Annotated in this window: 15 protein-coding genes; 6 read left to right on the top strand and 9 right to left on the bottom strand. The window is 65.4% G+C overall.

Going from position 1 to position 22,438, the window contains the following annotated elements:
* Window positions 1-56 precede the first annotated feature (56 nt).
* Complete coding sequence (locus ACQKRQ_RS13290; protein ID WP_427477417.1) at window positions 57-437, top strand: hypothetical protein; 381 nt, start codon at window positions 57-59, stop codon at window positions 435-437.
* Here ACQKRQ_RS13290 and ACQKRQ_RS13295 read toward each other — a convergent pair.
* The 4 genes from ACQKRQ_RS13295 to ACQKRQ_RS13310 all read right to left on the bottom strand — a co-directional run bounded on the left by ACQKRQ_RS13295 (window position 434) and on the right by ACQKRQ_RS13310 (window position 6,906).
* Window positions 434-3,277 carry an Hsp70 family protein gene (locus ACQKRQ_RS13295; RefSeq protein ID WP_427477419.1) on the bottom strand — a complete coding sequence of 948 codons (2,844 nt, stop codon included), beginning with the start codon at window positions 3,275-3,277 and terminating at the stop codon, window positions 434-436. The two genes, ACQKRQ_RS13290 and ACQKRQ_RS13295, sit on opposite strands and share 4 nt — an antisense overlap.
* Window positions 3,274-5,133 carry an Hsp70 family protein gene (locus ACQKRQ_RS13300; protein WP_408176612.1) on the bottom strand — a complete coding sequence of 620 codons (1,860 nt, stop codon included), beginning with the start codon at window positions 5,131-5,133 and terminating at the stop codon, window positions 3,274-3,276. The genes ACQKRQ_RS13295 and ACQKRQ_RS13300 overlap by 4 nt, the downstream gene beginning before the upstream one ends.
* The gene (locus ACQKRQ_RS13305; RefSeq protein WP_132374375.1) at window positions 5,130-5,702 is read right to left on the bottom strand and encodes a DUF2760 domain-containing protein; all 573 of its coding nucleotides are present in this window, start codon (window positions 5,700-5,702) and stop codon (window positions 5,130-5,132) included. Before ACQKRQ_RS13305 ends, ACQKRQ_RS13300 begins: the two co-directional genes overlap by 4 nt.
* Before the next feature lie 307 nt (window positions 5,703-6,009).
* Window positions 6,010-6,906, bottom strand: coding sequence for a LysR family transcriptional regulator (locus ACQKRQ_RS13310; RefSeq protein WP_408282139.1), 897 nt, complete (start codon window positions 6,904-6,906; stop codon window positions 6,010-6,012).
* 133 nt (window positions 6,907-7,039) lie between these two features.
* Between ACQKRQ_RS13310 and ACQKRQ_RS13315 the strand changes: the two genes are divergently transcribed.
* Both ACQKRQ_RS13315 and ACQKRQ_RS13320 read left to right on the top strand, forming a co-directional pair.
* The gene (locus ACQKRQ_RS13315) at window positions 7,040-7,699 is read left to right on the top strand and encodes an NADPH-dependent F420 reductase (protein ID WP_427477421.1); all 660 of its coding nucleotides are present in this window, start codon (window positions 7,040-7,042) and stop codon (window positions 7,697-7,699) included.
* A 430-nt stretch (window positions 7,700-8,129) separates the two neighbouring features.
* Window positions 8,130-9,584: a sensor histidine kinase gene (locus ACQKRQ_RS13320; RefSeq protein ID WP_427477423.1), complete on the top strand. Its 1,455-nt coding sequence runs from the start codon at window positions 8,130-8,132 to the stop codon at window positions 9,582-9,584.
* Between the two features lie 152 nt (window positions 9,585-9,736).
* Here the strand turns inward: ACQKRQ_RS13320 and ACQKRQ_RS13325 are convergent, their stop codons facing one another.
* Both ACQKRQ_RS13325 and ACQKRQ_RS13330 read right to left on the bottom strand, forming a co-directional pair.
* Window positions 9,737-10,117, bottom strand: coding sequence for a response regulator transcription factor (locus ACQKRQ_RS13325; RefSeq protein ID WP_408176617.1), 381 nt, complete (start codon window positions 10,115-10,117; stop codon window positions 9,737-9,739).
* Window positions 10,118-10,522: 405 nt separating this feature from the next.
* Window positions 10,523-12,751: an SLC26A/SulP transporter family protein gene (locus ACQKRQ_RS13330; protein ID WP_427477426.1), complete on the bottom strand. Its 2,229-nt coding sequence runs from the start codon at window positions 12,749-12,751 to the stop codon at window positions 10,523-10,525.
* A gap of 266 nt (window positions 12,752-13,017) precedes the next feature.
* Between ACQKRQ_RS13330 and ACQKRQ_RS13335 the strand changes: the two genes are divergently transcribed.
* Window positions 13,018-16,311 carry an adenylate/guanylate cyclase domain-containing protein gene (locus ACQKRQ_RS13335; protein ID WP_427477428.1) on the top strand — a complete coding sequence of 1,098 codons (3,294 nt, stop codon included), beginning with the start codon at window positions 13,018-13,020 and terminating at the stop codon, window positions 16,309-16,311.
* A gap of 258 nt (window positions 16,312-16,569) precedes the next feature.
* Here ACQKRQ_RS13335 and ACQKRQ_RS13340 read toward each other — a convergent pair whose 3' ends face one another.
* The 3 genes from ACQKRQ_RS13340 to ACQKRQ_RS13350 all read right to left on the bottom strand — a co-directional run bounded on the left by ACQKRQ_RS13340 (window position 16,570) and on the right by ACQKRQ_RS13350 (window position 20,096).
* Window positions 16,570-18,081 (bottom strand): transglycosylase SLT domain-containing protein, encoded by a 1,512-nt coding sequence (locus tag ACQKRQ_RS13340; protein ID WP_427477430.1) that lies wholly within the window; start codon window positions 18,079-18,081, stop codon window positions 16,570-16,572.
* A 256-nt stretch (window positions 18,082-18,337) separates the two neighbouring features.
* The gene (gene gfa / locus ACQKRQ_RS13345) at window positions 18,338-18,913 is read right to left on the bottom strand and encodes an S-(hydroxymethyl)glutathione synthase (RefSeq protein WP_427477432.1); all 576 of its coding nucleotides are present in this window, start codon (window positions 18,911-18,913) and stop codon (window positions 18,338-18,340) included.
* A 73-nt stretch (window positions 18,914-18,986) separates the two neighbouring features.
* Complete coding sequence (locus ACQKRQ_RS13350; protein ID WP_427477434.1) at window positions 18,987-20,096, bottom strand: S-(hydroxymethyl)glutathione dehydrogenase/class III alcohol dehydrogenase; 1,110 nt, start codon at window positions 20,094-20,096, stop codon at window positions 18,987-18,989.
* 295 nt (window positions 20,097-20,391) lie between these two features.
* On the opposite strand from ACQKRQ_RS13350, the gene ACQKRQ_RS13355 reads away from it, so the two are divergent.
* Window positions 20,392-21,429, top strand: coding sequence for a Rieske 2Fe-2S domain-containing protein (locus ACQKRQ_RS13355; protein WP_427477436.1), 1,038 nt, complete (start codon window positions 20,392-20,394; stop codon window positions 21,427-21,429).
* Window positions 21,430-21,448: 19 nt separating this feature from the next.
* Entirely contained in the window at window positions 21,449-22,423 is a 975-nt protein-coding gene (locus ACQKRQ_RS13360; RefSeq protein ID WP_427477437.1) for a PDR/VanB family oxidoreductase, read from the top strand.
* Window positions 22,424-22,438: the final 15 nt, after the last annotated feature.

Below are 22,438 nucleotides of genomic sequence, written 5' to 3' on the forward strand. Positions count from 1 at the left end.
TATCCGTCACGCATAAGGTTCTCTTAAGGTTCAACTGCTCAGATAGAAGGAGATGGTTGCGTCAGGCCGAAGCACAAGAACGCTTGGTCTCGCCGGCAGATGAGAGCTGCTGGTTGTACGCGCAACGAAAAAGACAACCGAGAAAAACAACGATGCGTAACGGACGAAAATCCGCTCGAGAGACAGAGAAGGCACTCTGCAGAACCACTTACATGATGGAGTTGGCGCGCGGCAGTTCGTACATTGCCAGCACGTTGACGCCGGCGACGCAACAGGCCGCCATCGCCGAAGTCTTGAACGAATTTCGCGCGCAGCACGGCGCTGACAGACTGCTCATATTCCGCGACCTGCTCGCGGAGAGCCTCAAGAATCGCAAGGACACGCTCGCGGCGGAAGCCGTACTGAGTTTCGATCTGCCCAAGTCGCGCGAGCCTTAATTCGCGATCAGCTTCAGTCCCGCCGGCAGCGACTCGCCGAACACGCGGCCTTCGTCGGCGTTATCGAGCTCGACGCTCTCGCTCACCATGGTGATCCACGCGCGCGGCGCGTTGGCCGCTTCGAGCCGGCGCACTACCGCAAGACGCAAGTCTTCGGGCAAGTCGCGCGAGCGGTCGCCGGTCATGCGAGCGATCTGAACGGCGGCAAACGCGGCAGGATCGACCTTCTTCCAGTCGAGCGCGAGGATTGCGTTAAGCCATGCTTCGGCAATCTCAGGCGGCACGACGCTATGCGCGCTGCCGTAAAACGGCCGCCGTGCGCCGATACGGCCGACCGCCCACCAGCTCTGATGATTTTCAGCGGGTTTCTTCAGACGCGTCAGCACCGATTCGCCGAGCTCGATCTTGCGCTCGACGGGAATCCGTTCGAGCGATGCGCTTAGCCGAACCATGTCGGTGAAGCCGGTTTTCGCCACGTCGAACGGCAGCTTGTGGCGCGATTGCGCGGCGCCTTGCAGATACGCCATCGCGTCGAGCACGCGCAATTGCGCGCTCTCGTCGAGTCCGCCGGCGGCGCGGCGCCAGAGCGTCCACCATTCCGACCAGACCTGGCTCTCGTTGACGTACTGGATGCCGTCGTCGAAGAGCGACCAGAGTTGTGCGACGCGCCATTCGTCGAGTGGATAACCGAAGCCCGGCCGCACGCAATAGCCGGCCAGATTCAGCCACAGGCGCTCGTGATCCGCCGAGCGGCGCCGACGTCGCGCGCGTTCCCACAGCGCGCCGAACAGTTCGCGCAGCAACGCGCTGTTCCAGCTTTCGCGCGAGCCTAGCAGTTGTTCGAGTTGCGAGCGCAGGCGCTTGACTTCTTTGGGATCGACCTTCTGCGCGCGCGAGCCGAAGCAACGGTCGATGTGTTCGATCGCCTGGTCGAGCGCCGGATGGCGGGCCGGTGCGGCGTCGCCCGCCAGCTTCACTTGCGCGCCTTCACGGCGCAACTGGAATTCGAGCAGCCAGCGCTGCGCGGGATTGTCGAGTTCGATGCAGTGGACTTCGAGCGTGCCCACTTCGGTCAGTGAGGTCGCGATCTGCACCGCGCTCTCGCGCGCGCTGCTCGCGCCGCGCGGCTGCACGATGGTCGCGATCGGCGGCAAGCGGACAAAGTCGCCGCCGGCGAGATCGCTCAACTCGCCTGGTTGATACACCGTATCCGCGCTCGACGACACGAGGTGAAACCGCACCGGATGCCCGAGCCGCAGCGCGAAGGTGCGATCCGCGATCAGGATCTCGTGGCCTTCTTCTGTGCCGCGCGGCAGCAGACAGATGCCGCGTTGCACGGGCTCGGCATCTTGCTTGCCGTCGCCGGTCTCATCGAGCACGAGGAAGTAACTGCGCGGCGCGCCGCCGCCGATTTTCGGCGCGTTGCCCGCGCGCGCGAGGGAATAGGCGACCGCGCCGCGTGCCACGGCGACATCGGGGTTGTCGTTGTGCAGCACGTTCAGCGCTTCGCCGCGCCACGTGCCTAAGGTGCTGGCCAGACGCTGCGTGAGCGCTTCGGCTCGAAACACGCCGCCGTTCAAGAGCAGTGTGTCGGGCACGGGCAACGCGTCTTCGTCTGGTGAACCTGATGACCCGGCGCCCAGCGCTTTACGCGACTGCGCGGCGAAGCGGCTTAGAAACGCCGCGATATGACGCGTGACCGCGGCATCGGTCGCATAGGGCAGGCCGAATTCGACGATCGCGCCACGCGGTCTGCCCGGCCGTTCGTGCGAAGCCACCGCCGGAAAGAAGCCGTCGACGATGATCCGCTCGACTTCCTCGCGCGTGACCTGCGCCGTGCGTGCGCCGCCGATCAGCTTCGAGCCCGCGCCGAGCAGGGTGATCGAGGTGGAGTCGGGCGCCTGCGGGCCGAGCAACTGTTCCTTGGCATTGCGGCAACGCTCGACCAGTTGCGACAGGCTTGCCGCCGACAGGCGCGTGCGTTCGCCCGCCTGGTTCGCGCCCGGCAGCCGTGCTTCCACCAGATGCGCGAGCGCCAGATCCATGTTGTCGCCGCCAAGCATCAGATGATTGCCCACGCCGATTCGCGTGAGCTGTGGCTCGCCGTCGCGCAGGCTGACTTCGATCAGCGTGAGGTCGGTGGTGCCGCCGCCGACGTCGCAGATCAGGACGAGCCGCGTGTCCGCGAGCTCGCTTGCCAGCCGCTCGCGATGATGAAACAGCCAGTCGTAGAACGCCGCTTGCGGTTCTTCCAGCAGCTTCAGGTTGTGCAGGCCGGCCATGCGGGCGGCTTCCACGGTGAGCGCTCGCGCGCCTTCGTCGAAAGACGCCGGCACCGTGAGCACCACGTCCTGGCGTTCGAGCGGCGCGTCCGGAAAACGCTGGTTCCAGGCCGCGCGCACGTGCGCCAGATAGCTCGCGCTGGCTTCGACCGGCGAGACTTTGCGGACGTCGTCGGCGGCGCCCCACGGCAGGATCGGCGCGGTGCGATCCACCGACGCATGCGAGAGCCAGCTCTTCGCGCTCGATACCAATCGGCCGGGCACCTGAGCGCCCAGCACACGCGCGAGCCGGCCGATCACGACCGGCTGCGCGTTCGCTTGCGCGGTGGTCTGATTCGCACTGGACCACGGCAATTGCAGATCGCCGGGGTTCAGTTCGCCTTGCGCCGCGTGATAGCGCACCGAGGGCAGAAGCGGCCGCGCGGCCACTTCGCCGGGACTCACCAGTTGCTCGATCTCGAAGACGCTGATCGACTGCGATCCCGCCTCCGCATAGGCGAGCACCGTGTTGCTGGTGCCGAGATCGATACCGACGCTGTACCGCTTCATCTCATTCATGCATTCGCGTTGCCGCGCACGTCGAACTCGACTTTCCAGCGCTCGTCGGTGCCACGCGGCACGGCTTCGAGTTCGAGCGTGCCGGCCTCGGTGACGCGCGCATGCAACTTCACCGGCACGACTTCACCGGCAGTGCGGCCGGCGGCGGGCAGCGTCGCCTGAATCTCTTCGAGTTCCTGCAATTCCTCGGGGCCCCAGAAATCGAGCAGCGTGCCGACCTGATCCTGACGACGCACCGACGACCCGAAGAAACGGAAGTGCACCGGCTCGCCGACCACCAGCCCGAATTCCTGCGCGGGCAGTTCGGCATCGGTGCCTTCCTCCATCCCGAACGGCGCCACGCATAGCGCCTGGATGGGCGGCTCGAGACCGGGCACGGCGGGCATCGCCGATTCGATCGCGATGTAGTACGCGCGTGCCGTGCCGCCGCGAATCCGCACGCCGCGGCCGCGTCGCACGTAACCGTAATAGGCCGCGCCGCGCGCCACGGCGAGATCGAGATCGGCGCCTTCGAGCAGCCGTGCCGGCGCCGCGCCTTCCGCGGCGAGCCAGTTGTTGAGCGTGCTCATGATGCGTTCGACCAGCAGCGGCGACTTGAACACGCCGCCGTTGAACAGCACCGCCGTCGGATGCAGGAAGCTCGCATTCTCCGCAGCCGCGATGCCGCTCACGCCTGCGAGTTCAGCCAGCGCGCCGACTTGACGGCCGAGGAACGCCGCCAGATGCCGTGTAATGCCCGCGTCCTGCGCATACGGCAGGCCGAGCTGCGTCAGACCGGCACGCGCGCGGCTCACCGGACGCGCGGCGCTGTCCACCTGCGGGAAGAAGCCTTCGAGGATCGTCTGGGTCAGTTCGGCGCGCGTGAGCTCGGTGCGGATCGAGCCGCCGATCAGTTTCGAGCCGCGGCTCGGTACGACGAGCGGCACGGTGTCGGTGGCCGGATCGCTGAGCAGCGTTTCCTTGGCGGAGCGGCATGCATAGGTGAGCGCGCGCAGTTGCCACGCGTCGGCCTGGGTGCCTTGTGCCGCCAGCTTGCGCGCGACCACGTGCGCGAGCGCGAGGTCCATGTTGTCGCCGCCGAGCAGAATGTGTTCGCCGACCGCCACGCGATGCAGTTCGAGATTGCCTTCGCGCTCGATCACGGCGATCAGCGAGAGGTCGGTCGTGCCGCCGCCCACATCCACCACGAGGATGATGTCGCCGACCTTGACCTGCTTGCGCCAGTCGCCGCCGCTCTTCTGGATCCAGCTATACAGCGCCGCTTGCGGTTCTTCCAGCAGCGTCATGCGGCCGAAGCCGGCGGCCTCGGCGGCTTCGGCGGTCAGCTCGCGCGCGGCCGGATCGAACGATGCCGGGATCGTCACCGTGATGTCCTGCTCGCTGAACGGCGCGTCCGGATGCGCGTGGTCCCAGGCTTCGCGCAAATGCGTCAGATAACGCACCGAGCTTTCGAGCGGCGAGACGCGCGCGACTTCAGGCGGCGCGTCGTTCGGCAAGATCGCCGCGCGCCGGTCGACGCCTGGATGGCACAGCCAGCTCTTCGCGCTCGACACCAGCCGGATCGGCGTGGCCGCGCCGCGGCTGCGGGCAAATTCACCGACCGCGAATTCGCGCTGGCCGGTCCACGGCAAATAGAGGTCGCCCGAGGCGAGTTCGTCCGGATGCGGCAGATAGAGGAACGAGGGCAGCAGATCGAGGTTGTCGATCGCGCCGGGACCCGTGAGCTGCGCGATCGGCAGCACGCCTTGCGAGGTCTTTTCGCCGTCGCTGGCGGTGGTATCCACGTAGGACAGCGCGCAGTGCGTGGTGCCGAGGTCGATGCCGATGGCGTAGCGTGATTGACGTGCGTCGCTCATAGCTCCACCTCGGCCGGTGCGATCACTTTCGCGTTGTGGCTATCCGCGAGTTTCGGCAGACGCACTTCTTCGACGCGCCAGCCGCGATGGCTGATGCTGCCGTTAAACGGCGCCTTACCGACGACATTGCCGGTCAGGCGGATCGAAGCGGCGTCGAAACCTTCGGCCAGCGTGACGCGGCTGCCTTCGGCTTCGTCGCGCACCGGGCGGATCGTGAAGTGCTCGCGCAGCGTCGCGCGGCAACCGTCGTGCACGAGGCGCGCCGCCGCGCCGATGTCGGCATCGCTGTAGCTCTTGATGTCTTCCTCGACGAAATCGATGAAGCGCGCGTCACGTTGCAGCAGGCCGAGCAGTTGCAACGCGGCGTCGGGGCTCGCTTCCTTCAGCACGGGCGCCGGCTGTGGTGCGGGTGCCGGAGCGGGAGCCGGGGCGGGCGCGGCGCTGGCGGTCACGCCGCCGTCACGCAAACGCAAGACCCCGGCGGCGAATTCGCCATCGCCGAGAATGCGGAAGAACGTGCCCACGGCCAGGGAAATCCTGCCGAGGAAGGATGGGTTCGAATCGGTCATAAATGCTCCTGAGGTGCTCTGTTAAAGGACGAGCTGTCCTGGCTGCGCCGCACGCGATTGGCCGCCAAGCCGCGCAGGGCTTGGGCGGGCCGTCGTCGTGCGAGTTTGCGAAGGCCGGCGGCGTGCGTGCCGCCGGCATCTGATTTGGCCGGATGCGCGGCGCGGCTTGCGCGCGCAAAACCCGTATTTTGCCTTGTGGCGCGCCCGAAGCGGGCAAAGCCGGCCATTCTAGCGGGCAATGCGGCGAGATTGGCGGGTTGTCACGGGCGTGTGGCAAGCATTTGCTTGCGGCTCTTTTGCGCGTTGTTCACGCGTTGTGCGGGCCGAATTCGGCCACGACCTGGTCGATGAACGCGCGTAGTTTCGGCGTGACGCGGCTGGCGGGGAATACCAGATGCATCGGCCGCGCGGTGGCCTCATAGCCGGACAGCAAGCGCACGAGGCGGCCGGCCGCGAGTTCGTCCCTGACCGCCACTTCGGGTGCGAGCATCACGCCGCCGCCGTTGAGCGCGGCGGCCAGCAGCGCCTTCACGTCATTGGCCTCGAAGCGGCCGGCAATCGGCACCACGTGCTCGCCCTGAGCGTCGGCGAAACGCCATGCGGTGTCGGCCGGCATGCTCGTATAGAGGAAGCTCAGACACTCGTGCGCCGTCAGTTCTTGCGGCGTGCGCGGTTCGCCGCGTTCCGCCAGATAGCCGGGCGACGCACAGGCGACCAGGCGGTAAGGCATCAACGGCCGCGCGATCAGCGACGAATCCGACAGCGCGCCGAGGCGGATCGCAGCCTCGTAACCCTCGTCGATCAGATCGACGAAGCGGTCGGTCAGCGTCAACTCGACCCGCACCTGAGGATGCGCTTTCAGATAGCGCGTGATCATCGGCGCGAGACAGCAGGCGCCGAACGTGACAGGCGCGGTAATACGCAAGCGTCCGCGTGGCGACGCCGACAGTTCCTGGGCCACCGACTCGGCCGCCGCGGCGTCGGCCAGCAGCGCCTTGCAGCGCTCGTAGAAGATCTGGCCGATTTCGGTGAGGCTCTGGCGGCGCGTGGTGCGGTTCAGCAGACGGGCGCCGACGCGCTCTTCGAGCGTGCTGACATGCTTGCCGGCCATTTGCGACGAGATGCCGAACGCGAGCGCCGCCGCGGCGAACGAGCCGCTGTCCGCCGTTTTGACGAAGATCGCCATGCTGGTCAGCCGATCCATGATTCCCCACTCCTGATTTCGACAGCCGTCGAATTGTGGACATTTATTCCGTTGAAGTTTTGAATCATAGTGGTTCTCACCGTCGGGCGGGTGCTCGGCGGAGTGATTCTCGGACATGCATGGAGTGTGAAACATGAAGATAGGCATTCTCGGCGCGGGCTTTATCGGCCGCGCGATGGCGACTCTGGCGAAGCAGAACGGTCACGAAGTCATGATCAGCAATTCCCGCGACCCGCGGACGCTGATCAGCACGGCTGCGGCGATAGGGTGCGCGCTCGGTACGGCGCAACAGGCGGCGTCGTTCGGCGAGGTGGTGGTGGTCGCCGTGCCGTTCGGCAACATCGACGCGCTGCCGGCAGCGGAGCTGGAGGGCAAGATCGTGATCGACACGTGCAATCACTATCCCGAGCGCGACGGCCGGATCGAGGCGCTCGACAGTCACGCCACGACCACCAGCCAGATGCTTGCCGCCGCCTTGCCTGGCGCTCGCGTGGTGAAAGCCTTCAACGCGATTCTGGCGAGGGATCTCGAAACCGATGGCTCAGCGCCTCATACGCCGAAGCGCCGCGCGCTGCCATTTGCCGGTGACGACGAGCACGCCAAACGCGTCGTGAGCGGGTTGCTGGATCAGTTCGGTTTCGATCCCGTCGATGCCGGCGCGCTGGCGGACAGTTGGCGCTTCGAGCGCGCCAAGCCGGTGTATTGCATTCCGTTCGACCGCGCCGGCATGCTGGAGGGATTGGCCACGGCACAGCGGGATGTGGAGTTGCCGCATGGATCGTGGCGGCATTGATTGCCGTTCTCGCCGATTGCTTTGGAAACTGGAGCGTCGGTGTGAATCGCGGCGCGCATACCATGGACCGCGTAGCTGTCCTCGCGCGTGTCGTCGCTGGCCTTGCGCCCCTGGCGTTGTTGGCCGCTGATATCGCGCGCACTGCAAGAGCCCGTCACGCCGGATCTCGCCCCGCGACCCGAGCCATCTTCAAGCGCGGATAGCAATGCGGCGCAGAAAGATCGGATCGAAATACGCGCGAGAGCAGAGCGCCGGCGCGCCAGTGCCAGGCACGGCAACGCTCCGCTTGTAAGGAGATAGTCAACATTCCTATACTTAACTCGCTTGCCTGGTTTTTTCCCAGCCGGGAGATGCCGGGAGAGATGCGCAAGCGTGAGTCGCCCACGCTGCACACCAGTGTGCCGATCAAACGCATCGAGCTGGAGCCGGGATGACAGACGAAAGGCGCTCGCCGCGCAAGACCACCGTCACACTCGCTGTCGCGACCGCCGCGCTGGCGGCGGTCATCTTCATCGCCGATACGGCCACGCTGCTCGACATCGCCGTCGCGACGCTCTATGTGGTCGTCGTGCTGATCGCCGCGCGCTTTTGCAAGCCGCGAAACGTCGTGCTTGTCGGACTCGGCTGCGTGGCGCTCACGGTCTTGAGCTGGGCGCTCGCGCCGCCCGCCCGCCCGAGCGTGGAGACCCTCATCAACGAGTTCATCAGCATCGTGACGATCGGCGTCGTGACGGCCCTGGCCTTGCACGCGCAGCAAACGGTATCGACGCTGCGCAATCAGGCGAATCTCCTCGACCTGACGCACGACCCCATCTTCTCGCGCGACATGGACGGCAAGATCCTCTACTGGAATCGCGGCGCCGAGGAGTTGTATGGATTCAAGGGCGCCGAGGCGCTCGGCGCTGTCGCGCCCACGCTCCTGCAAACGACGTTCGTCACGCCGCTCGAGCAGATCATGACCAGGCTGCTGCGCGAAGGCCGCTGGGAGGGCGAGCTCATCAACCGCAAGGCGGACGGCACGTCCGTCGTCGTAACGAGCCGCTGGTCGCTCCAGCGCGACAATGCCGCACAACCCGCGCTGATCCTGGAAACCAACATCGACATCAGCGAACGCAAGCGGATGGAGGAGGCGCTGCAGCAGGCACAGTCCGATCTCGCGCGACTGAACCGCGTCCTGGTGGTCGGCGAAATGACCGCGTCGATCGCCCATGAGGTCAATCAGCCGATCGCCGCCGTCGTCACGAGTGCGAACGCGGGCCTGCGCTGGCTCGATGCCCGGCCGCCGGTGCTCGAGGAAGTCCGGCAGGCGCTCACGCGCATCGAGAAGGACGCCAACCGGGCCCGCGAGGTGGTGAGCCGCGTACGCGCGCTCGTCAAGAAGGTACCGCCACGCATCGAGCACTGGGATCTCAACGAAGCTGTCGGCGAAGTCGTGGCGCTGACGCGCCCCGAATTGCTGCGCAACGGCGTCGGCTTGCGCAACGATCTTTCGGATGACGTCCGCCTCGTCAAGGGTGACCGTGTGCAGTTGCAACAGGTGCTGATGAACCTGATCGTCAACGCCATCGAAGCGATGACCGGCGTGCACGGCAGGCCGCGCGAGCTGACGATCAGCACAGCCAGGGCCGACCCGGACACTGCCATGGTCGAGGTACGCGACACGGGCACCGGTATCGACCCCGGCCACCTCAACCGCCTGTTCCAGTCGTTCTATACGACGAAGGCCGAGGGCATGGGCATGGGCCTCGCAATCAGCCGGTCCATCGTCGAGACGCACGGCGGCAGGCTCGAAGCCGCGCCGAACGAGCCGCACGGCGCCGTCTTCCGCTTCACGCTGCCGACCAGGAAGAACGCGCAGGCGAGCACGGAGGTGCTGCGCTCGTAGCGAGCGCGGTCTGATCGCAGGGTGAACCGGGCCATCTCACGGGGGCACGCGGCGTAGAGCCACGTCGTCACCAGGCGCCGTCACGAGTCTCGCGAACGCCTCACGTCACGCTCACCGCCCGAGACGCAAGCTGCGACGGCGACGGATTTCGATCATGGCGTGCCGAGCACACGCGTCAGATGGCGCTCGAGCGTGGCGGCGTCGGGCGGCTTTTCGAGCAGGGCCAAGGCGCCGGTCGCGGCCACCCGCGCGCGCAGCGCATCGGAGGGAAAGGCTGTCATGAGGAGCGTCGGCGGCGCAGCGCCGAGCGCGAGCAGGTGCTCGAACATCTCAATGCCCGACATGCCGGGCATGCGCACATCGGAAATCAGGCACCCCGTCCCGGCGGTGCCCGCCGGCGGCATCGACTGCAGGTATGCCTCGGCCGAATCGAAGGTACGCGTCGGCCACCCCAGCGAGTGCACCAGGCTTTCGGTGGCGAGGCGGGCAGACTCGTCGTCGTCGACAATCGAAACAAGCTGGAGAGGACCCATAGGGACCGCCTGGTGTGAGGCGTTCTCGATAGCGAAGAGCGCCAGCGTCCAGGATGAACGCTTCACTGGGAAGCGTAGTGCCAAGACGGCCGGATTCCCATGATACGAACGTATGGACCGGCACAGCGGCAACCGCCTTCGGAGTCACCGGACAAGCGCGGTTTCTGCGCCGTTGCTGAGCCGATGGTCTGGCGCTCTGGAGCGGGCAGCGCAGTCCGTCGGGGTCTTCGCCAGAATCATGTCTGGCGGTGGGCATTCAAGCGTCACGTACCATCGGATAGCGGACTCTCGCCGCTTAAGCAGCTTCTCATATCATCGCTACACGCCTCGCTATACACGCCGACCGCGCGTCGGTCGCCTCCGAAGCGCCACGGCAATTACCCGAACACCGTCCCCGCCCACCGCTCAATAGGCCGCGCGCAGAGCCTCGGTGGCGAGGGTGAGCCGCGACGCGATGACCTTCACCAGAAAGCGATGAAACTGCTGCGCGGCTGCGGGGTTGTCTTGCTCGAGCGCAACGAGCGCGGCCAGCGACAGCCTGCGCACGCGCGTCGGCACCTCGGCGAACACGTCCGCGCTGCGCGGCTGCTGCGTGTACACGGCCATTTCGCCGACGACCGTGCCCGGGCCGGAAGCGCGCAGCCTCACCGACCGCCCGTTGCCGAGCGGCAGCGAAACCGCGACCCGCCCGCGCTCGATGATGTAGAGTGCGTCGCCCGGCTCCCCGCGACGAAACAGCGGCTGGCCGGCTAGCAACTCATGCACTTCGAGATAGGTGGACAGGGTGTCCAGCGCGCTGGCCGTGAAATGCCGCGCGAGCATCGCGTGGAGGTCGTCACCGCGTTTCGGCGCCAGCGCGTTTGAGGCGAGCAGTTGGTCTTCGACCCATTCCAGGCCCGCATCGAGCGTGTCGAATTCACGAATCCGCAGATTGAGCGTGCCGGTTTTAGTCAGCAGATCGCGCGAGTGCGGCGGCAGCGCGGTCAAGATCAAGTCTGCGTGGGTCGCCGCGCAGAGCTGCCGCAGTTTGACGAAGCTGATCGATACCGACGCGTCTATGCCTTGGGTCGACGCGAAGTCGAGCACGACGAATCGGACCGACGCCGGTTCGCGCGCGGCGAGCCGCTCGCGTATGCGGTGGAGAATCGAGTTGGCCGTGCCGAAGAAGAGAAATCCTTGCAGGCACATTCCGCACACCTGTGCGCCGAGTCCGCACAGCGATTCGGTCTCCTCGATGTTGCGCTCGACATTCGATGTCCGGGTGAGCAGGTCGAATTCCATGCGTATGCAACTAACCCGCCCGTAGAGCAGCGTGAACATCACGCAGGCGGCGACGACGCCCGCGACCACGCCGATGATCACGCCCCAGGCCGCGATCGTGCCGAGTATGACGGGCACGAGCAGGTACTCGTACCAATTGAGCTTCGCATAGGCGCCGACAAGCCACTGCACGAGGAGGCGCAGCCCCATGAAAAGCTGGAGGCCGACGAGCACCGGCACGGGAAAGAGCGCGACGAGACCGGGCGACGCGGCAAGCACGACGAGGCACGCGAGCGACGCGAACACGCCCGCCAGCCGGCTCGTCGCGCCAACGCGCGCGTTGAGCATCGAGCGATTGAACGACTGGTAGCCGACCATTCCGCCCAGAAGCCCGCTCGCGAGATTGGCGAGGCCCGCGGCCCGCATCTCGCGATTGAGATCGACTTCCTCGCCCGTCGCCGCGCCGATTGCCGTCGAATTCATCAGGATCGTGACAGCCGAGACCGACGTGACGATGAGGCTCTCCGGAAGGTGTGCGGCGATCGCCGACCAGTCGATGCCACCCTGCGCGAGCTGCGCTGTCAGGTGCAGCTCCGGAAGCCCCGAGAGCCGCAGCGCCACGCGCGGCAGCAGCAGCCCCATGCCGCGCGCTTCGTCGATCGAGAGGCCCGCAGCGCGCAGCAGGACGTAGAAGAGGACGATCCCGAAGGCGAGCGTAAGCGGCAGCGCCGCGACGTGCTTCCAGGTGCGCATCAGGATGGTGGCCAGCACCCCTACGACGAGCGCGGGGAGCCACGCGAGCCAGTGAAGATGCGTCAACAGCACGAGCGTCTGCCATTGCAGGGACTCGCCCGTCAGCACGCGGAACGCGCCGGCGAGGAGCAGATAGCCCGTGCCGGCGAGGAAGCCGCCGAGGACCGGGTAAGGCAGGAACTGCAGCGAGCGGCTGCGCTTTGACGAACCGATCGCGTAGAGCACGATGCCGGTCACGAGTGAACAGAGCGCGATCGCGATCAGCACGGTCAGCAGGAGGGTCTGCGGGGAGCCGCCGTCCGCGCGCACGCTGCTCGCGACGCCTGCCGCCACACCCGCGAGAAACGCCGCCGCATTGCTGTCGGGGCCGCCGATGTTCAGTCGCATCGAGCTCGTCAGGGAAATCACCAGCGCCGTGACGACACAGCTGACGAGCGCGGTGGGCACGCCGAGCATCGCGTAGCGGGCGAGATCGGCGCTGAAGATCATCGTGCCGAGGCTCATCGCGTAGCACAGCATGACGAGCGCGGATATCGCCCCGGCCGCCAGATCGCCGGGCAGCCCCGCGACGCGCGAGCGTGGCGGGACGTCGGAGATGGAAACGGTCTTGCCCGGCTTCACGTGAATTCCCGGTGGAATGCGGAGGCGCGATAGGGAGCCGTCCAGTATCCGTCCTCGATCGAAAGCGTGTCAAACGCCATACGAGGGCCGTGGCGGACGCCTACACTGGGTATTCATCGGCACGATCCCCGACAGGCTCGGGGCCATTCGCATCGGCAAGCGGCGCGCGCTTTTCGTCTGCGCTTTGAGCCCATGGGAAGGAACCGTAAGCGGACCCGGGCGGCAGAGCGGCGCGCGCCGCCCGGCATTGCATGCAGGCGGCGAACATGGATATCGAGCAATGGCTGCACGTCCTGGGACTTGAGCAGTACGCGCTAGCGTTCGCGGCAAACGACATCGATCTGTCGCTGCTCGCGCAGCTGACCGATGGCGACCTGAAGGAGCTCGGGGTGCAGTCGCTCGGCCACCGCAAACGCATCCTCGCCGCCGCCGCGCGGGACTCGGCGACCGCGGCCCAGCCGGCGGCGCGGGCGCCCTTCGCCGTGGACACCCCCGCGGACGAACGCAGGCAGGTCACGATCCTCTTTGCCGATCTCTGCGGCTTCACGGCGCTGTCGCGCACGCTCGATCCGGAGGAACTGCGCGCACTGATCGGCCGCTACACGGCGCTCGTCGACGGCATCGTGCTCGCCTATGGCGGCACGACCGACAGGCACATCGGCGATGCGGTGATGGCGCTGTTCGGCGCTCCCCGCGCGCACGAGACGGACACGCTGCGCGCGGCCCGCGCGGCGCTCGACATCCATGACGCGTTGACCCAGTTGAGCGCGCAAGCGGGGCGGACGTTGCAGGCACATGTCGGCATTGCGAGCGGCGAGGTGGTCGCGGGCGCGCTAGGCTGCGTCGACGCGCGGGACTACACCGTGACCGGCAATCCGGTGAACCTGGCCGCGCGGCTCCAGATCGCGGCGGCGGCCGGTGAGACCTGGCTTTCCGATGACGTGGCGCGCGCGCTCGGCGATGCCGTTGTCTGCGACGCGATCGGTGAGCAGCGGTTCAAGGGCATCGATACGCCGGTGCGGGCATGGCGGCTGCGTGCCATCGCGAGCGAATCGGCGAAGGCGAGTCAGAGCCTTTTCGTCGGACGCCAGGCGGAGCTCGAACAGTTTCACGGTATCGTCCACGCGTGCGTCGCGAGGCGGGCCGGCCACGTGGTCCTGGTGCGCGGCGAAGCGGGCATCGGCAAGACGCGCCTCGTCGACGAGATGCGCCGCTACGCGCAGTCGCAGGGCTTCGCGATCCATCGGGGCCTCGTGCTCGACTTCGGCGTGGGCAAGGGGCAGGACCCCGTGCACGCGATCGTCGGCAGCCTGCTCGGCCTGCCGGCCGGCGCATCGAGCGACGCGCGCCAGGCCGCCGCCGCGCGTCTCGCCGCTGAGGGCGTCGTCAAGGCCGAGCAGCTAGCGTTTCTCCACGATCTCCTCGATCTTCCGCTCGCGGGCGAATGGCGAGCCCTCTACGACGCGATGGACCACGGCGCGCGCAAGCGCGGCAAGCAGGCGCTTGCTGCAAGACTGACCGAGGACGCGTGCAGGCAAGCGGCGACGCTGATCGTCGTCGAGGACCTGCATTGGGCTGACCCCGAAGTGCTCGACTATTTCGCGGCCTTCGCCTCGGGCATCGCGAACGGCCCGGGCCTCCTCGTGACGACCTCGCGCGTGGAAGGCGATCCGATCGATGCGGCGTGGCGCGCGCGCTGCCGTGACACCCCGTTCGCGACGATCGATCTCGGACCGCTGCGAAAGGACGAGGCCCTGAGCCTCGCGGGCAACTTCATCGACGCGACGCAGCGTGTCGCGCGCGCCTGCATCGAGCGCGCGGGCGGCAACCCGCTGTTTCTCGAGCAGCTATTGCGCAACGCGGAGGAGGGCGGCGGCAGCGCCGTGCCCGCCTCGATCCGCAGCCTCGTGCTCGCGCGGATGGACCGGCTCGCGCCACACGACCGCCTGGCCTTCCAGGCGGCCGCCGTGATCGGCCAGCGTTTCGACATCGCGTTGCTGCGGCGGCTCATCGACGATCCCGGCTACGTCTGCGACGGCCTGCTCGCCAATGCGCTCGTCCTGCCGGAGGGCGAAGACTTCCTGTTCGCCCATGCGCTGATTCAGGAGAGCGCGTACTCGACGCTGCTGCGCGCGCGCCGGCGCGAGCTGCACCGCTGCGCGGCCGACTGGTTCGCGCACGGCGACTCCACGCTGCACGCCCAGCATCTCGACCGCGCCGAGGACGAACACGCGCCGCGCGCCTATCTGGACGCCGCGGGCGCGCAGCGCACGGCCCACCTGGTCGAGGCCGCGCTGCGCCTCGCCGAGCGGGGCCTCGAGATCGCGCAGACAGATGCGGACCGGCACGCCCTGAGCTGTTGCAAGGGCGAGCTCCAGCGCGACCTCGGCGACATCGCGGGATCGACCGCTACCTATCGCGCCGCGCTGGCGGCCGCCCCCGACGACGCGAGTCTGTGCCGCTGTCAGCTCGGGCTTGCGGAAGGCCTGCGCGTGAGCGAAGGTCTCGACGAAGCGCTACACCTGCTCGCGGCCGCGCAGCGGATCGCGGAGCGCGACGACCGGGTGGCCGAGCTCGCGAGCCTTCACCATCTGCGCGGCAACATCCTCTTTCCGCTCGGGAAAATCGATGCCTGCAGCGCCGAGCACGAACGCGGGCTCGCCTATGCGCGGCGCCTCGGCTTGCCGGAGGCGGAGGCCCGCGCGCTCGGCGGCCTCGCCGATGCCGCGTACGCGCAGGGGCGGATGCAGACCGCGTTCCGCCATTTCAGCGATTGCGTGGCGTTGAGCCGCGAGCACGGGTTCGGCCGCATCGAAGTCGCCAATCGTTCGATGCAGGGCTTCAGCCGCATCTATCTGAACGACGCGCGGCAGGCGCGCGAAGACGCCGTTGCCGCCGCGCGCGCCGCCGAGCTGATCGGGCAGCCGCGCGCGCAATTGCTGGGCGAGACGCTCGGCGTATTCGCCTGTTACGAGCTAGGCGATGTGCAGGCTGCGCGGTTTCATCTGGAGCAGGAAATGCGGGTGATCCGGCAGTTGGGCGCGCGCCGATTCGAAGCGCAGAACCTGGAAATGCAGGCACGCGTATGGCTGGACGATGGATGCCGCGGCGAAGCGGTGAAAGCGCTTCGCGAGGCGCTCGCGATCTCGCGCGAAGTCGGCACGCAGTTCTGCGGGCCGAAGGTCCTGGGCGCTCTTGCCCGTGCGGTCGACCAGAACGACGAGCGTGCGCGGCTGCTGGCGGAAGGCGAGAATCTCCTGCGCCTCGGCGCGGTCGGCCACAACCACCTCTGGTTCTACCGCGACGCCATCGAAGCGATGCTGTCGGCCCGCGATCCGGCCGGCGTGCTGCTCTACGTGACGGCATTAGAGGACTACACGCGGCGCGAACCGCTGCCTTGGGCCGAGCTGTTCGCGGCGCGCGGCCGCGTGCTCGCGCGCACCCTGCGGGAGCACGCGGACGAAGCCGTGCGAAGCGAGCTCGGGCGCGTGCGAACCGAGGTGCTGCAGGCTGGCTTTCGGCACTACGTTGCCGCGGTCGATGCCGCGCTCGCCGCTTGAGGCGAGCGTCACGCCAGCGCCGCGTGTCTATCCGTCCTGCCGATCGAGGTCGCGCGGTTGCATGTCGGCCGGGGTCGAAGTGAGGCCTGAGCAGATGTCGAACTTCAGGCCTGGCGTTGCAACCCTGCAAGAAGTGATGGCCGCGCTCGGCATCAGCGCAACATATGTCGGCGACCTGGACGGTCAAGACGCGGCCATGTACGTCATTCGCGCGCGGGGCGATCGGGCATTCGGACGTCGGCTGCGCACCGGCAACGATCAACCGCCGGGACGCATGTTGCGAATCGCCTTGTCGCGCGTTTGCTGCGCATCGACGATCAAGCGGTATGCGGCGTAATACTTGTAGATGTTGCGTACATACGTCGTGGTTTCGATGCCGATCTTCTCCGCGACTACGATCTCGACGTTATTGAACCACTTGTCCCGATCCAGTCCACGTGCGGTGGCTTCCGCGCGCATCCTGGCAATATTGGCGGCCCCCGCGTTATAACTCGCGAACGCAAACAATGCACGATTGGTGTCATCGAAGTGCGCGTCCTGAAAGTAGCGTGTCATCAGCCGATCCATGTATTTGGTGCCCGCATGGATGTTTGATTCGGTTACACCAATGTTTCCGACTGCCATTTCCTTGCCTGTTCCCGGCATCAACTGCATGACGCCGACCGCGCCAACGTGACTGCGCGCCGACTGGTTCAGCTGCGATTCCTGGTAGCCCTGGGCGGCCAGCATCAGAGGATCGAAGCCATACTGCTTGCCATACTTCTCGAAGAGGGTCAGTGTTTCTTCGAAACGCTTGCGCTCCGCAGCACCTGAAGCATCAGTGACCTGCTTGATACGCTTCATGAACTGTGCGAGCCGATAGTCGATGACACCCTGCTTTTTGGCGAACTCGTTATAGAAATCGGTCGCCGCAGCCTGCAACTGCGGGCTGTTCTTCCTGATCGCCCAACCGACATAGCCTTCGCTGCGTACCACCAGATCCTCCCTGACCTTGATTTTGGGCAGAACCTGGGCCCATATCTTTGCTTTCCAGTCGTCGACCACCACGATGCCGAGCATCCCCGCATTTAGCATTTCGAGTATGTCCTCATCTTCGAGTGCGTCGGGCAGCAGCGTGATCTGCATGACCGGCTTGCCTCCTTTCCTGAACCGGTCGTTGAGCGCGGTCAGACTCTCGTAGTAACTCGTCACCTTGCGTACATACACCTGCTTTCCCGCGAGGTCGTCCAGCGTGGCGATAGCCGGAGCGCGAGGACCGGTCACGATCAGTTCGCGGACCGGCTTGCGGTCACGCGGCGCAACAAAGTCGACAAGCTTGCGTCGTTCATCGGTCGCCGTCAGGTTGCCCGCCGAGATATCGCCCAAACCGGCCCGCAGGTTCGTCAGAAGTTTGTCCCGGGTTGTCGGAATCAGAAAGACCGTGACCGGGCGTTTGCCGAGCCGGCTGGCGTAGCGGGTGTTGACGTAACGTTCGAAGTCTCGTGCGAGTTCAGCGGTCAACCCGCGTTCTCGACCTTTGTCGGCGAAGTACAGCGTCCGGCTGTACGGCACGAGAAAGCGGATCATGCGGCGCTCGAGCATCGCGTCGAAGTCGCCGGTCCACGGTTTGACCGCGAGGTTCAACCGGCGGGCTTTCGCGACAGCGGCCGGGGGCGATGATGCGGGTGCGGCAGCGGACGCACTCTGTCCCGGCTCGGCTCGCGCCGGCGACAACGACGAGAGCACCGAGATCCCAACCAGCAGGGCGGCAAGAAAACGAAGTCCCGTCATGGCGTACCCTTCCCATGCGAACGATTGCCCGGAAAACGTATGACATTTTGCGTCGGCGTATTCGCGGTACTGTCGCAGCAAATCGCTACGGAGCTTCGACTGGCGATCGCGGTTGCACGCCCCCTGAGCCCGTGCATCGGATGCGGGGCGGGACAGCTAAAGGCTGCCACATATACCGCATAGCTGCCACGCTATCCGCTCCATTGCGAATCCTGTGGACGGGCGGATCGGTACGGACGAGCCGCCCTGAGTTGCACTACTTCAGCACACCAGTGCGCCTGGCGATATGCGTGGACATCGCGTCCATCAACGGCGGGTTGAGCGCGTCGTACGGTGGGAGTCCGAGCTCAGTGAGCCGTGCGCGCACATCCTCCATCTGTTCCGGTTTCGCGCCGCCAGCTTCGATTACCGACGAGACGAAGGCCGCAAAGCGCGGCTCTTCCCAGCCGCTTTCATCGGAGAGTTCGACGTGAATGAAGTCGAGACCGTAGAACGGATGGTCACGGTTTTCTATCCGGCCATACATGTGCGCTCCGCACGCCTTGCAGGCATGACGTTGGATGGCCGCTTTCTCGTCGACGATCTGAAGCTTCTCGGCATGAGCGGTGACCGTGACCTTGTCGCGCGGCACCACGCCTATCATTGCGAAAGCTGCGCCAGCCGGTTTCCAGCATTTCGTGCAGCCGCAAATGTGGTTGTGCGCGACGTTACTCTCTACCCGGACTTCGACTTTGTCGCTCGGGCATTGGCAGTGGAGCGTGCCGCCGGTGAAGCCGGGGGTGCCCTTCTTGACGCCGGCGTCCACTGACGGGTGTATTGTCAAGGTACTCATTCTGTCACCTCCAATGTTTCTGAATGAAAATCGGCGCGATGAAGTTGCACCGAAGACGGCGCACAGTCGTGTCCTAGTAGTTGATCACCGTGCGAATCGATTTGCCGTCGTGCATCAGATCGAATGCTTCGTTAATCTGATCAAGCGGCAATCTGTGCGTGACGAACGGGGCAAGCTGAATATCGCCTCGCATGGCGTCTTCCACCATGCCCGGCAGTTGTGAGCGGCCCTTCACGCCACCAAATGCTGTGCCTTTCCATGTGCGGCCCGTCACCAGTTGGAACGGGCGTGTCGAGATTTCCTGACCGGCCCCCGCAACACCTATGACGACGGACTGTCCCCAGCCGCGGTGTGCGCACTCGAGCGCCGCACGCATGATATTGACGTTGCCGATGCATTCGAATGAATGGTCGACGCCCCAACCGGTCATCTCGACGATGACCTGCTCGATCGGCTTTTCATGGTCTTTCGGATTCACGCAATCCGTGGCGCCGAAGACTTTCGCCAGCTCGAACTTCGAAGGGTTGGTGTCGATTGCGATGATCCGGCCGGCCTTGGCCTGGCGAGCCCCCTGAATGACAGCGAGCCCGATGCCGCCGAGTCCGAACACGGCGACGCTGTCGCCAGGCTGCACCTTCGCGGTATTGTGCACGGCGCCGATACCCGTTGTGACGCCGCAACCCAGCAGGCAGACCTGTTCGTGATTCGCAGCCGGATTGATCTTTGCAACGGAGACTTCGGCGACCACGGTGTACTCGCTGAACGTCGAGCAACCCATGTAGTGATAGATCGGCTGGCCGTTGTAGGAGAAGCGGGTGGTACCGTCCGGCATCACGCCTTTGCCTTGGGTGGCGCGTACGGCGACGCACAGGTTTGTCTTGCCCGACTTGCAGAACAGGCATTCGCCGCACTCCGCGGTGTAAAGCGGGATCACGTGGTCGCCGGGCTGGACCGACGTGACGCCTTCGCCGATTTCCACGACAACGCCTGCGCCTTCATGGCCGAGCACGCAGGGGAACAGGCCTTCGGGGTCGTCGCCCGAGAGCGTGAAGGCGTCCGTGTGGCATACGCCCGTATGGGAGATCTTTACCAGCACTTCGCCTTTCTTCGGCGGCGCAACATCGATCTCGACGATTTCCAGGGGTTGTCCTGGACCGAATGCAACTGCAGCACGTGATTTCATGACTGGTCCCTTAGTGACTTGCGCGACAAAATTTGTATAGACAAGTCTGCACAATTAAAACATCTGCCGCAAGCGGTTTTGATCCGGAAGCGGTCAATCCTCGGGAAACTCCTTACATATTAAGAGTACTTAGCATCATGCCGGGAAGCGTTGCACGAAGCGAATTGAAGTGCCCTCGCGAGTGTCTTTAGAAAAACTAAGCCTCGGCTGTAGTTCAAATCGTTTGATGATCTGCTGCTGTTGTTCCTATTCTTTGCCCACTGGACGATTGATTGAACACGAAAGGGGGCAGGGAATGTATTTGCGGAACGCGTGGTATGTCGCTGCCTGGAGCGACGAGATCGAAGACAAGCCGGTGAGGCGAATCATTCTGGAGGAGCCGGTCGTACTCTATCGCGGTTTGGAGCATGCGGTGATCGCGCTTGAAGATGCGTGCCCGCATCGCAAGCTGCCTCTTTCGATGGGCGAGGTGACGGGCGACAACCTGCGCTGTGGTTATCACGGACTGGAGTTCAGTCCCGACGGCGTTTGCGTGCATGCACCAGGTCTTGCGAGGATTCCACCGAAGGCCTGCGTGAGACGCTATCCGGTAGCCGAACGCTACGGATTGGTCTGGATCTGGACGGGCAACCCCGAGCTGGCTGATCCGGACGAAATACTGACCGTTGCGCACTACGACGATCCGGCGTGGGGCATCAATCTCGGTCCTGCGATGGACGTCAACTGCGGCTATCAGTACATGACGGATAACCTGCTCGATCCGTCTCACGTCACGTATGTCCACAAGACTTCGCTGGGTAACGTCGCCACCGCGGATGTACCAGTCAGGATGACGGTCCTCGATAACGGCGTGCTCGCCTCGCGGTGGATGCTGGATTGCGAACTCGCGCCGTTCTTCCGCCCGTATGTGAACTTCGCCGGACACGCCGACCGGCTGCAGCATTATGAAGTGCGCTATCCGTCGCACGCGATTATTCGCGACATCATTGCACCGGCGAATTCTGGCGCGCCGCAGGGGCAATTGCATCCGGACGTGTTCCTCCTCGACTCATATAACTTCGTTACGCCGGTGACCGGGCATACCTGTCGCTACTTCTGGTTTCAGGTGCGCAACTTCCGGCCCGATTGCGCAGTGACAGACCGCGCGCTCACCGACGATTTCATCAGCGCATTCGATGAGGATCTGGTCGTGCTGTCCGCGGTCGATGACGGCATGACGAACAAGCGAACGCCTAATACGGACATTGAAACCGACGCTGCGCCGCTGCGTTTTCGCCGCATGCTGCAAAAGATGATCGAAGCCGAACATGCGCCGCAACAGGTCGTTTCGTGACTTCCCTGGAGATACTGCGATGAGCGCCGGTACAGATACGATTGAAGTGCGCATCATTGACGTCAGCGCGGCGGCTGACGACATCCGTGTGTTCCGGCTAGCCCGTACAGACGGTGCGGCGTTGCCGGCGTACGCGCCCGGCTCGCATATCGATGTTCATCTTCCGAATGGACGGGTGCGCCAGTACTCGTTGTGCGGCGCCGACGCCAGCGCACCGGAGTACCGCATCGCCGTCAAACGCGAACCCGCGTCCCGCGGCGGATCCGCATGGCTGCATAGCGCCGCGCAGGTCGGCACGCGCATGCGAATCGGGACGCCGCGCAACGCGTTTGCCTTGAGCGACACGGCAGATCAGCACCTTTTGATTGCCGGCGGAATCGGCGTCACGCCGATTCTCTCGATGGCCTACGCGCTCGCGGCATCGCAAAAGCGGTACACGCTCGCCTATTTTGCTCGCAGCGACGCGTCTGTCGTATTCCGTACGGAGTTCGGACGATTACCTCTTGCGGACCACGCTCGTATCCACGTCGGCCTATCGCCAGCCGCGACTCGCGAGTGTATTGCCGGTCTGCTGTCAGCCGCGTTGCCCAACACGCATCTCTATGTTTGCGGACCGCCCGCCTTCATGGAGATGACGGTAGGCCTTGCCCGCGACATGCTGGGCGAACCGTTCGTGCATCAGGAGTCGTTCGGCCCTGCGGTGCCGGTTGCCGGCGACGAACGCGAGTTTTCGGTACGGCTCGAAGGCAGGAGCGACGCAATACCCGTCCCGCCAGGCAAGACCGTGCTGGCGTCTCTGCGCGAGGCGGGATTCGACCTGCCATCGTCGTGCGAAGTGGGCGTGTGCGGGACTTGCATGATGCGCGTTCTCGCGGGCGAGCCCGATCATCGCGACACCTATCTGACCGATGACGAACGCGCGGCCGGGACGTGCTTCCTGCCGTGCGTATCGAGGTCGAATTCATCCGTGTTGGTGCTTGACGAGTTGGCGTGAGCGGCACGGGTATTT

The sequence above is a fragment of the Paraburkholderia sp. NPDC080076 genome (assembly GCF_050281145.1).
In the GTDB taxonomy this organism is placed as follows: Bacteria; Pseudomonadota; Gammaproteobacteria; order Burkholderiales; family Burkholderiaceae; genus Paraburkholderia.